A 13,137-nucleotide genomic window follows, 5' to 3' on the forward strand; every position below is an offset into this window, starting at 1 on the left:
GTGGACATAAAGACCGCCTCCGCCCTGCGCCGCCTGCGCCTCGTCTCCGCCCCCGAGGCCGTCTCCTTCCTGCTGCTGCTCGTCTGCTCGGTGCTGAAGCGCACCACGGAGTTCAACGCGGTGCCGGTGATGGGCTGGGTCCACGCCATCCTCTTCATCCTGTACCTGGTCTTCTGGGCCGACGCCTGGAACCGCACCAAGTGGCCCCTGAAGACCGCCGCGCTCTACTTCGCCCTCTCCGTCCTGCCCACCGGCGGCTTCTTCGCCGACCGCAGGCTCCGCCGCGAGGCCGAGAACGCGGTCCACGCGGCGATCGCCACCCGCGCCGACGAGGAAGGCGCGGTGAAAGCGTGATCGTCGCCTTCTCCGTGACCCCCCTCGGCGTCGGCGAGGACGTGGGGGAGTACGTCGCCGAGGCCGTACGGGTCGTCCGCGCGTCGGGCCTGCCGAACCGGACCGACGCGATGTTCACCTCGATCGAGGGTGAGTGGGACGAGGTGATGGACGTCGTGCGCCGCGCCGTCGCCGCCGTCGAGGAGCGCGCGCCCCGCGTCTCCCTCGTCCTCAAGGCCGACATCAGGCCCGGCGTCACGGACGGCCTGACGTCGAAGGTGGAGACGGTGGAGCGCCACCTGTCCGCGTAGCCCGGTAGCCCAGTAGCCCGTACCGCCGCTTGGTGAACCCCGGTCCTGCTTGGTGAACCCCGGTCCTGCTTGGTGAACCCCGGTCCTGCTTCGTGACCCCGGTCCTTCTGGGCCGGGGTTTTCTCGTGCCGCACTGTTTGAGCGATCGCTCAAATCGGTGTACGGTCTTGTCCAGTCGCTTGAGCAGTCGCTCAAAAAACGCGCTGAACTGGGGGAACAGGATGGGGCTCTACATAGAGGCACGTATACGGGCCGACCTCGACGAGCTGTGGGCGCGCACCCAGGACCCGGCCTCCCATCAGCGCTGGGACCTGCGCTTCACCGAGATCGACCACCTCCCGCGCGCGGAGGGCGAACCGCAGCGCTTCCGGTACGCCACCCGCGTGCTCCCCGGCCTGACGGTCGCCGGGACGGGAGTCTCGGCCGGGGAGAAGGAACGCCCGGACGGCACCCGGACCTCGGCGCTGCGCTTCGCCTCGCCGCACCCGCTCTCCCTGATCGCCGAGGGCGGCGGCTACTGGCGCTACGTACCGGACGGCGCGGAGGTCCGCTTCCTCACCGGCTACGACTACCACCCCCGCTGGGGCCGTCCCGGCGCGATCGCCGACCGGCTGCTGTTCCGCCCGCTCATGGGCTGGGCCACCGCCTGGTCCTTCGACCGCCTCCGTCTGTGGCTGGAGCGGGACATCACCCCCGAACGTGCCCTGCGCCGCTGGCTCGCCGAGGCGGCCGTACGCGCGCTGACGATCGCGGTCGCCTGCGCCGGACTGGCGTACGGGGCTCTGGCGGACCCGGCGGGCCCCTGGGCGCCGTCGGCGATGTTCGCCACGCCGGTGGCGGCCATGGCGGCGGCCCTGGCCGCCCTGATCGTGCCGCCCCTGCCCGGTACCCCGTCCGCCCGCCGCTGTCTGCGGACCCCGCCCGCACGCGCGCGTGCTCCCCGCCTGCTCGCGACCCTGAAGGGATAGCCGGCCATGGACGTGACGACCCCGACGGCCTCGTCTCCGACGACCGCTCCGGCCTCGATCTTCCGTACGGTCATGGGGGCGGACTTCGACCGGCTCCACCCCGAACTGCGCCGCCGCTTCTCGGTCGGCCTGGCGAGCGGCGAGGCCTGCACCGGCCGGGGGGTGATGGACCGTGTCTGGCACGGGCGGGGCTTGGTGAAGCCGTTCCTCGCGCTCGGCGGCACCCGCAACATCCTCGTCCCGCGCGAGGGGCGGAACGTCCCCTTCACCATCGAGAACGTGCCGTACGTCGACGGCCACGGCCGTGAGACGGTGACCTTCGTGCGTACCTTCGACCTGCCCGGCCGGGCCCGCCGGTTCGACGCCCAGATGGTGCTGAGCCCCAAGGGCGACCGCGTCCTCGACTACCTCGGCACCCACCAACACCTCGCCAGCGACCTGCACTTCAGCGCGGAGGCCGACGGGTCGCTGCTGATCCGCTCCGGCGAGCACCGCTTCCGGGAGGGGCCGGTCGACGTCCGCGTCCCCGAACTCATCGGCGGTGAGGCGGAGGTGCGGGAGCGGTTCGACGAGCGGACCGGACGCTTCCGCATCCGCGTGCGGGTGGTGAACCGGTACGTCGGGCCGCTCTTCGGCTACGAGGGCTCCTTCGCCGCGACCTACGACGACGTCCGGGTGTGCGGGGTCCGGCCCGGTCTGCGGCCGGTCCGCGAGGAGGCGCGGGCGTGAGCGAGGCGACCAGGGCGAAGCTGCTGGAGGGCGCGCTGCGGACCCTCGTCGAGCAGGGGATCGCCAAGACGTCCGCCCGCACGATCGCCGCGACCGCCGGGGTGAACCAGGCGCTCGTCTTCTACCACTTCGGATCCGTGGACGAACTCCTCGCGGCGGCGTGCCGGTACGGGGCGGAGCGGCGCGTCGCCCGCCACCGGGAGCGGCTGGCGACGATCGGCTCCCTCGCGGAGCTGCTGGCCTTCGGGCGGGAGATGCACGAGGAGGAGCGCGCGGAGGGGCATGTGGCCGTTCTGGGGCAGCTCCTCGCGGGGGCGCAGACCCATCCCAGGCTGGCGCCGGCTACCGCGGCGGGGCTGGATCTGTGGATCGCGGAGGTCGAGGGGGTGCTGCGGCGGGTCCTGGCGACATCGCCACTCGGGGAGTTCGCCGACGCGGGAGGGCTGGCCCGGGCCGTCGCCGCGTCCTTCGTGGGGCTGGAGCTGTACGAGGGGGTCGATCCGGAGGGGGCGGGCGCGGCGCTCGCCGCCCTCGAACAGCTGACGGCGCTCGCGGCGGCGCTCGACAGCCTCGGGCCGGTGGCCCAGCGGGCGGTCCGTCACCACCTCCGGAAGACGGCCGGCCGCTGAGTCCGCCGGGTGCCTTTCCCGCCCCCGCCCCCGCCGCCCCTGCCCGTTCCCGTCCCAGGGGCGCTGCCCCGTCGACCCCGTTCAGGTGTGTCGGTCGTCCGCGGGTGGGCGGGGGCTGGTCGCGCGGTTCCCCGCGCCCCTGAAAAGCAGGGGTTGCGCCCCGTGCTTCCGGCCCGCACCGCCGTGCCCCCACCCACCCGATCAGCCTAATTAGTTGGACTCGCCACTCAATTGGCCCTTTCGTGTGGGTATCGGCTCGTTCGATCAGTGGAGGGCGCCGTGCGGTCGGAGGTGTACGACTACGACAGCCACAGCAGACTCGCCGGGCCGCTCACGGAGCCCGCGGGATCGGCGTACCAGGTGGAATACCGCAGGCTTCTCTCGCGGGAGCCGCATCGAATACGGGCCGTGCTGCTGATGACGCTGGCGCCGCTGCTGACCGGCGGCCTGCTCGTCTATCTGGTCTGGCCCACGCACTGGGTGGAGCGTGAGGGCGGGGACCCCTGGCTCGTCGGGCTCGACGTCACGATGCTGACGGCCATCGGGCTGATCGAGCTGTTCATGGTGGTCAACGTGGCGTCGATCGCCCACGCGACGATGGTCGCGCGCGATCCCGTACCGGTCGTCCCCGAACCCGGCACCCGCGTCGCCTTCCTCACCACCTACGTCCCGGGCAAGGAACCCCTCGCCATGGTCCGGGCCACCCTGGAGGGCGCGACGCGGATCCGCCACGACGGCCACCTCGACATCTGGCTCCTCGACGAGGGTGACGACGACCGGGCGAAGGCGCTCTGCGCGGAACTCGGCGTCCGGCACTTCTCCCGCAGGGGCGTACCCGAGTGGAACCGGTCGAAGGGCGCCCACAAGGCCCGTACCAAGCACGGCAACTACAACGGCTGGATCGCCCGGCACGGCGAGGAGTACGAGTTCTTCGCCTCCGTCGACACCGACCACGTGCCGCTCCCCGAGTTCCTGGAGCGGATGCTGGGGTACTTCCGCGACCCGGACGTCGCCTTCGTCGTCGGACCGCAGGTGTACGGGAACTACGTCACCCCGGTCACCAAGGCGGCCGAATCCCAGCAGTTCCTCTTCCACGCCCTCATCCAGCGCGCCGGCAACCGCTACCGCGCCCCCATGTTCGTCGGCACCAACAACGTCGTACGCGTCGCGGCCCTGCGGCAGATCGGCGGGCTGTACGACTCCATCACCGAGGACATGGCCACCGGCTTCGAACTGCACCGGCACCGGAACCCCGGGACGCGCGGGCACTGGCGGTCCGTGTACACGCCCGACGTGCTCGCGGTGGGGGAGGGGCCGGCGTCCTGGACGGACTTCTTCGCCCAGCAGATGCGCTGGTCGCGCGGGACCTACGAGACGCTGTTCAAGCAGTACTGGAAGGCGCCCTTCACGATGCCCCCAGGGCGCCTCTTCTCGTACACGCTGATGCTCGTCTACTACCCGATGACGGCCGTCAACTGGCTTCTGGGAATCGTCAGTTGTGTGCTGTTCCTTTGGTTCGGGGCATCCGGCACGCAGGTCACCGCCTCCGTCTGGCTGATGCTCTACAGCGACGCGGCCGCCCTCCAGGTGGGGCTGTATCTGTGGAACCGCAGGCACAACGTCTCGCCGCACGAACCGGAAGGGTCGGGCGGGCTCGCCGGGATGGCGATGTCGGCGCTCTCCGCGCCCGTCTACCTGCAGTCCCTGGGCGCCGCCGTGCTCCGGCTGCCCTGCCGTTTCGTCGTCACGCCGAAGGGCGGCGACGTGAGCCCCGACCGGCTGCTGACCTTCCGGATCCATCTGTTCTGGGCGGCCGTGCTCGCCTCGTCGCTGACCGCGTCGTTCGTCCTCGGCCACACCCATGTGGCCATGCGCACCTGGGCCGTCCTCGCCATGGCGATCTCGCTCGCGCCCGTCGGGGTGTGGGCCCTCACCCGGCTCACCGAGGGGAGGAAGCCCGCCCTCGCGACCCCGCCCACCCCCAACCCCGCACCCGCACCCGCCGCCCCCTCCGTCTCCGGCACCACGACAGGAGGTAACTGACCCATGGCACACCGACCCTCGAAGAAGACCAGGAAGACCTTGCTCGGGGTCGGCGCCGTCGCGCTGCTCGCCGGTCTCAACGCCCCGGCCGCCATCGGTTTCGCGCAGGAGCGATACCACGAGTGGAAGATCGCCCAACCCGACTACCAGGCCAGATACGGCTCCTGGAGCCAGGTCGACATCCCCGAGCGGTTCCGCACCAACGCCATACACGCGGCCCTGCTGCACACCGGCAAGGTGCTGATCGTCGCCGGATCGGGCAACGAGCAGAAGAAGTTCGACAAGGGTTCCTTCGACACCGTCCTGTGGGACCCGGCGCGGAACACGTACAGGAAGATCCCCACCCCCGTCGACTTCTTCTGCGCCGGACACGCCCAGCTCCCCGACGGCCGCCTCCTGGTGGCCGGCGGCACCGCCCGTTACGAGCTGATGGAGAGCGAGGTCGAACGGGCCGGCGGCGGTATGCGGGTGAAGAACGAGAACCCCGACAAGGCGGTCGTCCTGAAGAAGGGGACCCGTTTCCGCTCGCCCTCCGGCGTCGAGTACGTCAGCCGCTTCGACGTCACCGTTCCCAAGGCCAGGCGCACCTTCGGCATCACCCACGACGCGGCCGGTGTCATGCGGCCCTGGAAGACCGAGGTCACCGCGAGCGAGGCCCGGGTCTTCGTCGAGGCCGTGGACAAGGGCGCCGGATCCGTCACGCCCGGGCGGGCCCAGTACGAGATCCTCGGCCTCAAGGGCGAGGACGCCGTCAACACGTACGGCCTCGCCGAGAAGATCACCCTGGACAAGCAGGACTTCCAGGGGATCAGGGCGGCGTACGAGTTCGATCCGAAGGCCGAGAAGTACGTGCCGGTCGCCCCGATGCGGAAGGCCCGCTGGTATCCGACGCTCGTCGGACTGGCGGACGGGCGGGTGCTGGCCGTCTCCGGCCTCGACGACGTCGGTGTGGTCGACCCCGGTGACAACGAGATCTACGACCCGACGACGAAGAAGTGGAAGCCGGGCCCGAAGCGGTACTTCCCGACGTACCCCGCTCTCTTCCTCACCCAGGGCGGCAAGCTCTTCTATCCGGCCTCGAACGCGGGCTACGGGCCCGACAACCTCGGCCGGGAACCCGGTATCTGGGACCTGAAGACCAACAAGTTCCAGAAGGTGAAGGGCCTCACCGACCTCGACCGGACCGAGACCTCGGCGTCCGTACTGCTGCCGCCCGCCCAGGACCAGAAGGTGATGATCCTCGGCGGCGGAGGCGTCGGTGAGTCGGGGAAGGCGACCTCGCGCACCGCCGTCATCGACCTCAAGAAGGAGAACCCGGCCTTCGAGGACGGCCCCGACCTCCCCCAGGGCACCCGCTACCTGAACAGCGTGCTCATGCCGGACGACACCGTCTTCACCTCCAACGGCTCCGGCGACTACCGGGGCCGCAGCGCCAGCAACATCCTCAAGGCGCAGTTCTACGACCCGAGGTCCAACTCCTTCCGTGGCGCCGCCGCCCCCAAGGTCGGCCGCAACTACCACTCCGAGGCCCTGCTCCTGCCCGACGGCCGGGTCGCCACCTTCGGCTCCGACCCGCTCTTCGACGACCAGCGGAACACCAAGCTGGGCCACTTCGAGCAGCGCATGGAGATCTACACGCCGCCCCTCCTCCACAAGTACGGCAGGAAGCGGCCCGTCCTCGGCGACGGCCCCCAGGAGATCGACGCCAAGGGCCGCGCCACCTTCGCCACCACCCACCCCGAACGCGTCGCCGACGCCCGCCTCATCCGTCCCAGCGCCGTGACCCACAGCACGGATGTCGAGCAGCGCTCCATCGCCCTGGAGGTGACCAGGACCCGCGACTCGGTCACCGTCGACGTACCGGACGACCGGACCCTCGTCCCGCCCGGCTGGTACATGCTCTTCGTGACGGACGGGGAGGGCACGCCGTCGAAGGCGAAGTGGATCCAGGTCAGGTGACGCGGCGGACCAATGTGACCGAAAAGCGAGACGGGGCTGACCAACATGTGACCGGCCGGTAAGGTCGATGCCGTGCCGAAGCCGCTCAGCCTCTCCTTCGATCCCATCTCGCGCGCCGACGAGCACTGGAAGCAGCGCTGGGGAAACGTCCCGTCCATGGGCGCGATCACGTCGATCATGCGCGCCCAGCAGATCCTGCTGGCGGAGGTCGACGCGGTGGTCAAGCCGTACGGCCTGACGTTCGCGCGCTACGAGGCTCTCGTGCTGCTCACCTTCTCCCAGAAGGGCGAGCTGCCGATGTCCAAGATCGGCGAGCGGCTCATGGTGCACCCGACGTCCGTGACGAACACGGTCGACCGCCTGGTGAAGTCCGGCCTCGTCGACAAACGCCCCAACCCCAACGACGGCCGCGGCACCCTCGCCTCCATCACCGACAAGGGCCGCGAGGTCTGCGACGCGGCCACCCGTGACCTGATGTCCATGGACTTCGGCCTCGGTGTCTACGACGCCGAGGAGTGCGCGGAGATCTTCGCGATGCTCCGGCCGCTGCGGGTGGCGGCGGGGGACTTCGAGGAGAGCTGACCGGCGGCCGCCGGCTCCCGGTACGGGGTTGTCAGGCGGCGGCGGGGTTCGGGGCCGCTTCCTTGATGATCAGCGGCTCGACCTCGCGGCTCACCTTGCGTTCGACGAAGAAGGCGGCGGTGGGGACGGTACCGGCGAGCAGCACCCAGGCGAGGCGGCCCAGCGGCATCTTCGCCTTGCTGCCGAGGTCGAAGGCGAAGACCAGGTACAGCACGTACAGCCAGCCGTGGGCGAAGCCGATCACCGTGACGAAGCTGTCGAAGCCGTCCAGGTCCAGCAGACGCTTACCGATCACGCCCGCCGTCAGCAGGATCAGCAGGACAGCGGTGACGTAGGCCATCACCCGGTAGCGGGTCAAGACGCTCTTCTTCATGGCGTCGAGCGTAACGGGTGCTTTTGGGTGCCTCGCGCGCGCGTCCTGGCCTGCGTCGCTGTCATTTACTAGGACGTCCAAGTAAATTGGTGTCATGGACGCTGACGCCATCGAAGAGGGCCGCCGCCGCTGGCAGGACCGTTACGACTCCGCGCGGAAGCGGGAGGCCGACTTCACGACGCTCTCCGGGGATCCGGTGGAGCCCGCGTACGGGCCCCGGCCGGGGGACGTGTACGAGGGGTTCGAGCGGATCGGGTGGCCGGGGGAGTATCCGTTCACGCGCGGGCTGTATCCGACCGGGTACCGGGGGCGGACCTGGACGATCCGCCAGTTCGCGGGGTTCGGGAACGCGGAGCAGACGAACGAGCGGTACAAGAAGATCCTCGCCAACGGTGGCGGAGGGCTGTCCGTCGCGTTCGACATGCCGACGCTCATGGGGCGGGACTCCGACGAACCCCGGTCCCTGGGGGAGGTCGGGCACTGCGGGGTGGCCATCGACTCCGCCGCCGACATGGAGGTGCTGTTCAAGGACATCCCGCTGGGGGACGTCACGACCTCCATGACGATCAGCGGGCCCGCCGTTCCCGTCTTCTGCATGTATCTCGTCGCCGCCGAGCGGCAGGGCGTCGATCCGCGGGTGCTCAACGGCACGCTCCAGACCGACATCTTCAAGGAGTACATCGCGCAGAAGGAGTGGCTCTTCCAGCCCGAGCCGCATCTCCGCCTCATCGGTGACCTCATGGAGCACTGCGCGGCCGAGATCCCCGCCTACAAGCCGCTGTCCGTCTCCGGCTACCACATCCGCGAGGCCGGGGCCACGGCCGCGCAGGAGCTGGCGTACACGCTCGCGGACGGGTTCGGGTATGTGGAGCTGGGGCTCAGCCGGGGGCTGGACGTCGATGTGTTCGCGCCCGGACTGTCGTTCTTCTTCGACGCGCACGTCGACTTCTTCGAGGAGATCGCCAAGTTCCGCGCGGCGCGCAGGATCTGGGCGCGGTGGATGCGGGACGTGTACGGGGCCCGCACCGACAAGGCGCAGTGGCTGCGGTTCCACACGCAGACCGCCGGGGTCTCCCTGACCGCGCAGCAGCCGTACAACAACGTGGTGCGTACGGCGGTGGAGGCGCTGTCCGCGGTGCTCGGCGGCACCAACTCCCTGCACACCAACGCGTTGGACGAGACCCTGGCGCTGCCGTCCGAGCAGGCCGCGGAGATCGCCCTGCGGACGCAGCAGGTGCTCATGGAGGAGACCGGGGTCGCCAACGTGGCCGATCCGCTGGGTGGTTCGTGGTACGTCGAGCAGCTGACCGACCGTATCGAGGCGGACGCGGAGAAGATCTTCGACCAGATCAGGGAGCGGGGGCTGCGGGCCCACCCCGACGGACGGCACCCCATCGGGCCGATCACGTCCGGGATCCTGCGGGGGATCGAGGACGGGTGGTTCACCGGGGAGATCGCGGAGTCGGCCTTCCGGTACCAGCAGGCCCTGGAGAAGGGCGAGAAGCGGGTCGTCGGTGTCAACGTCCACCACGGGTCCGTGACGGGCGATCTGGAGATCCTGCGGGTCAGTCACGAGGTGGAGCGGGAGCAGGTGCGGGTCCTCGCGGGGCGGAAGGGCGCGCGGGACGACGCGGCCGTGGGGCGGGCACTCGACGCCATGCTCGCGGCCGCGCGGGACGGGGCCAACATGATCGGGCCCATGCTCGACGCGGTGCGGGCCGAGGCGACGCTGGGGGAGATCTGTGGGGTGCTGCGGGAGGAGTGGGGGGTCTATACGGAGCCGCCGGGTTTCTAGGAGCGGTCGGGTCGGGTCGGGGCGGGCGTGGGGATTTCCGCCCCCGCCGGCCCTTACCCCTTACCCGTTCCCATCCCCGGGGGCGGTGCCCCTTCGACCCCCCTCTGGGGACGGCAGCCCCCAGGCCCCCGCTGGGAGGCGAGAGGGGGTGACGTGCGTTCGTACGTGTCGGAGCGTCGTGGCCTGTCGCGCGGTTCCCCGCGCCCCCTACGGGCCGCGAATCAGGGCGGCTCCGACGCCGCGCCTCGCAAGCCCAGCAACAACAGCCTGGTGAAGTCCCGTACCCATTCCTCGTCCGCGGGTTCCGCGCTGACGAGGGTGCGGTGGACGACCGCGCCGGCCACGACGTCGAAGACGAGGTCGGTGGTGTGGGAGGCGGTGGAGGGGTCGGTCTCCGGGGGGAGTTCGCCGCGGGCCTGGGCGCGGGAGCGGCCTTCCACGACGAGGCGTTTCTGTCGGTCGACGATGGACGCGCGGATGCGTTCGCGGAGGGCGTCGTCGCGGGTCGACTCGGCGATGACCGCCATGAGTCCGCTCCTGGCCTCCGGGCGGGCCAGGATCGCCGCGAACTGGAGCACCACGCCCTCGATGTCGGCCGCCAGGCTGCCCCGGTCGGGCAGGCGGAGTTCGTCGAAGAGCTCCGCCACCGCGTCCACGACGAGTTCGTTCTTGCCGGCCCAGCGGCGGTAGAGGGTCGTCTTCGCGACGCCGGCCCGCGTCGCCACGTCGCCCAGCGTCAGCTTCGACCAGCCCAGGTCGACCAGCGCCTCCCGGGTCGCCGCCAGGATCGCGGCGTCCGCGGCGGCGCTGCGCGGACGGCCGCCCGTGGCGCGGGAGGCGGGGGTGCGGCTCTGCATCCGCCGACCATATCCGGCCGTTCCCGAACTTCCCCGGGGTGTCGTGAGGCAGATCACTGGGGAGTGGGTAGTGAGGGGTACAGGAGAGTCGCCGGGGCGGTTACGCTACGAGTCGTAGCGAAAGCTTGGGGGGATGCCTGGCTTTCAGGACGCTTTTCACCTGCGTGCTCGGAAGGGGGAGGATGTACTCATGCAGCCACGGAACATGTCCATGAGCGGAGTCGTCGACCTCGCCGCGGTGAAGGCGGCCCAGGAGGCCAAGGCGAAGGCGGAGCAGGCGCGCGCCGAATCGGCCCGGCAGGGCGGCGGAGGAGCGGTCTCCCCGGTCGACCTGGTCATCGATGTCGATGAGGCCGGGTTCGAGAGCGAGGTCCTGCAGCGGTCCACCGAAGTACCCGTCGTCATCGACTTCTGGGCCGAGTGGTGCCAGCCCTGCAAGCAGCTCAGCCCGGTGCTGGAGCGGCTCGCCGTCGAGTACAACGGCAAGTTCGTCCTCGCCAAGATCGATGTCGACGCCAACCAGATGTTGATGCAGCAGTTCGGGATCCAGGGGATTCCGGCGGTGTTCGCCGTTGTCGCGGGGCAGGCGCTGCCCCTCTTCCAGGGGGCCGCCCCCGAGCAGCAGATCCGCTCGACCCTCGACCAGCTCGTGCAGGTCGCCGAGCAGCGCTTCGGGCTCACCGGCCTCGTGGTGGACCCGGACGCCGAGTCCGACGCCCCCGTTGAGGCGGCCCCGCAGATCCCGGCCGGCCCGTACGACCACCTGCTCGAAGCCGCCGTACAGGCCTTGGACGCGGGCGACTTCGGCGGTGCGGTGCAGGCGTACAAGAACGTGCTGAGCGACGACCCGGGCAACACCGAGGCCAAACTGGGCCTCGCGCAGGCCGAGTTGCTCCAGCGCGTGCAGGGCGCCGACCCGCAGGACGTGCGCAAGGCGGCCGCCGAGAACCCGGATGACGCGCAGGCGCAGATCGCGGCGGCGGACCTCGACCTCGTCGGCGGACATGTGGAGGACGCGTTCGGTCGACTCATCGACACGGTGCGGCGCACGGCCGGGGACGACCGGGACGCCGTACGGACGCGGCTGCTGGAGCTCTTCGAGGTGGTCGGCGGCGACGATCCGCGGGTGGCCGCGGCGCGGCGGGCGCTGGCGCGGGCGCTGTTCTGATCCACATGTGAACCTCACACGTGAACCCCACATGTGAACCCCGCGTGTGAACCAGTGCATCGGCTGAGCGTCGGCTGTGGTGGGCGGGGTTCGGGGGGCCGGGACCACCCGTTCCCGGAGTACCGGGACGTGTGTTGCGCGAGTGAGAGATTTGGCGACACAGCGACACCGCGGCCGCGTTTTACCAAATCTTGGTAAACGCGGCCGCTGTTACTGGCAGTAAGAGAAAGTCGTCGATCTGTCGGACTCTGTCCATCTGTCAACCGTTGTGTCGCCTCACTCGGCGCCACCCAGGGTTGCTCGCCGATGCCGATGGGTCGTTGTTCGGTTATCCGTCCGTTACTAGCCAGTAACGACCCCCCTTGCGGGGGCGGCGAGAATGCACCACGATCGGCGACGCTCGGTCCTGTCCCGTACCCCGCCAGCCAGTCGGGTCAACGGTTTTTCTGGGTCCCCACCGAGTAGAGCGGGCGACAGTGGCGCCTGTCTCTTGGGCAGGGGGGTCTCCGCTCAACGGCGGAGCCTGTCCAGCAGGTTGTGCGTGATGCGTGTCAGGCGCGACCAGTGGTTGTCGCTCGGGGGTGATCGCCGGTGATTCGGACGCTTTTCGCGCCACCGAGCTCAGGCGCTCTCCTTCCCGAGGACGTAGCACTTCTCCCATCCCTGTCCGGCTGAGCCGCCGCCAAGGGGCGAACCGGTGTACAGGAGATGTACGTCCGAGAAGGAGGAAATATGGAGTCCCAGGTGCGTGGCGGGACCAGATGGAAGCGGTTCGCTGTGGTCATGGTGCCCAGCGTCGCCGCTACAGCAGCGATAGGTGTGGCCCTGGCACAGGGTGCTCTCGCAGCGTCGTTCAGTGTGTCGGGCCAGTCGTTCAAGGTGACGGCTGACCAGCTCGACGGTACGGGCTTCTCGCAGTACGGAGCGCTCGACGAGGGTTACACCCTCAAGGGCGAGAAGACGGTTCACCCCGTCGCCGTTTCGGCGTTCAGGTCCGCGTCGATCACCAACATGTGCCAGTCGGTCGTCACCCCGGGTGTCCCGTTCCTGGGTAGCGTCAGCCTCAAGCTGACGGCCGGTACCGGTGGCAAGAAGGTCGAGGCCGAGAACCTCTACATCGACGTCGAGGACCTCTCGGCCGATGCCGTCTTCCGCGGCATCGACATCGGTGTGGCGGCGAAGGACGCCAAAAAGGGTCCTGGCATGAAGGGTGGCTCGGAGCAGGCCAACCCCTACGGGTTCGCCCAGCAGGCCGACTCGGCCACGCTGACCGACGTGAAGCAGACGGCGTGGGCGACCACTGCCGGAACCTTCAAGCTGAGCAACCTGAAGATGTCGCTCCACAAGGGCACCGTGGAGTGCTACTAGGCACTCCCTGGGCGGGTGAGGG

General features: G+C 69.9%; 13 protein-coding genes. 11 read left to right on the forward strand and 2 right to left on the reverse strand.

Annotated elements, in window-relative coordinates; genetic code table 11:
• From OG202_RS33580 to OG202_RS33615, 8 genes are all read left to right on the forward strand, one after another.
• Positions 1 to 354 carry a DUF3817 domain-containing protein gene (locus tag OG202_RS33580; RefSeq protein ID WP_326577335.1) on the forward strand — a complete coding sequence of 118 codons (354 nt, stop codon included), beginning with the start codon at positions 1 to 3 and terminating at the stop codon, positions 352 to 354.
• The gene (locus OG202_RS33585) at positions 351 to 644 is read left to right on the forward strand and encodes an MTH1187 family thiamine-binding protein (protein ID WP_326577333.1); all 294 of its coding nucleotides are present in this window, start codon (positions 351 to 353) and stop codon (positions 642 to 644) included. Before OG202_RS33580 ends, OG202_RS33585 begins: the two co-directional genes overlap by 4 nt.
• Positions 645 to 865: 221 nt before the next feature.
• Complete coding sequence (locus tag OG202_RS33590) at positions 866 to 1,612, forward strand: hypothetical protein (RefSeq protein WP_327727776.1); 747 nt, start codon at positions 866 to 868, stop codon at positions 1,610 to 1,612.
• A gap of 6 nt (positions 1,613 to 1,618) precedes the next feature.
• Positions 1,619 to 2,341 (forward strand): DUF4166 domain-containing protein, encoded by a 723-nt coding sequence (locus OG202_RS33595; protein WP_327727775.1) that lies wholly within the window; start codon positions 1,619 to 1,621, stop codon positions 2,339 to 2,341.
• Positions 2,338 to 2,970, forward strand: coding sequence for a TetR/AcrR family transcriptional regulator (locus OG202_RS33600; RefSeq protein ID WP_326577328.1), 633 nt, complete (start codon positions 2,338 to 2,340; stop codon positions 2,968 to 2,970). Before OG202_RS33595 ends, OG202_RS33600 begins: the two co-directional genes overlap by 4 nt.
• A 279-nt stretch (positions 2,971 to 3,249) precedes the next feature.
• On the forward strand, positions 3,250 to 5,013 hold the full coding sequence (locus OG202_RS33605; RefSeq protein ID WP_328224037.1) for a glycosyltransferase family 2 protein: 1,764 nt from the start codon (positions 3,250 to 3,252) through the stop codon (positions 5,011 to 5,013).
• Positions 5,014 to 5,016: 3 nt separating this feature from the next.
• Positions 5,017 to 6,972 carry a kelch motif-containing protein gene (locus OG202_RS33610; RefSeq protein WP_328224038.1) on the forward strand — a complete coding sequence of 652 codons (1,956 nt, stop codon included), beginning with the start codon at positions 5,017 to 5,019 and terminating at the stop codon, positions 6,970 to 6,972.
• A 72-nt stretch (positions 6,973 to 7,044) separates the two neighbouring features.
• Positions 7,045 to 7,554, forward strand: a complete 510-nt coding sequence (locus tag OG202_RS33615; protein WP_326577322.1) for a MarR family winged helix-turn-helix transcriptional regulator — start codon at positions 7,045 to 7,047, stop codon at positions 7,552 to 7,554.
• 31 nt (positions 7,555 to 7,585) lie between these two features.
• On the opposite strand, the gene OG202_RS33620 is transcribed toward OG202_RS33615, so the two are convergent.
• Positions 7,586 to 7,927: a DUF3817 domain-containing protein gene (locus OG202_RS33620; protein WP_326577320.1), complete on the reverse strand. Its 342-nt coding sequence runs from the start codon at positions 7,925 to 7,927 to the stop codon at positions 7,586 to 7,588.
• Between the two features lie 94 nt (positions 7,928 to 8,021).
• On the opposite strand from OG202_RS33620, the gene OG202_RS33625 reads away from it, so the two are divergent.
• Positions 8,022 to 9,722: an acyl-CoA mutase large subunit family protein gene (locus OG202_RS33625; protein ID WP_327727772.1), complete on the forward strand. Its 1,701-nt coding sequence runs from the start codon at positions 8,022 to 8,024 to the stop codon at positions 9,720 to 9,722.
• A gap of 221 nt (positions 9,723 to 9,943) precedes the next feature.
• On the opposite strand, the gene OG202_RS33630 is transcribed toward OG202_RS33625, so the two are convergent.
• Entirely contained in the window at positions 9,944 to 10,579 is a 636-nt protein-coding gene (locus OG202_RS33630; RefSeq protein WP_326577316.1) for a TetR/AcrR family transcriptional regulator, read from the reverse strand.
• Between the two features lie 190 nt (positions 10,580 to 10,769).
• Between OG202_RS33630 and OG202_RS33635 the strand changes: the two genes are divergently transcribed.
• Entirely contained in the window at positions 10,770 to 11,747 is a 978-nt protein-coding gene (locus tag OG202_RS33635; protein ID WP_326577314.1) for a tetratricopeptide repeat protein, read from the forward strand.
• Positions 11,748 to 12,479: 732 nt separating this feature from the next.
• Positions 12,480 to 13,115 carry a DUF6230 family protein gene (locus OG202_RS33640; protein ID WP_327727771.1) on the forward strand — a complete coding sequence of 212 codons (636 nt, stop codon included), beginning with the start codon at positions 12,480 to 12,482 and terminating at the stop codon, positions 13,113 to 13,115.
• Positions 13,116 to 13,137 lie beyond the last annotated feature (22 nt).

The organism is Streptomyces sp. NBC_00310 (genome assembly GCF_036208085.1).
GTDB lineage: Bacteria > Actinomycetota > Actinomycetes > Streptomycetales > Streptomycetaceae > Streptomyces.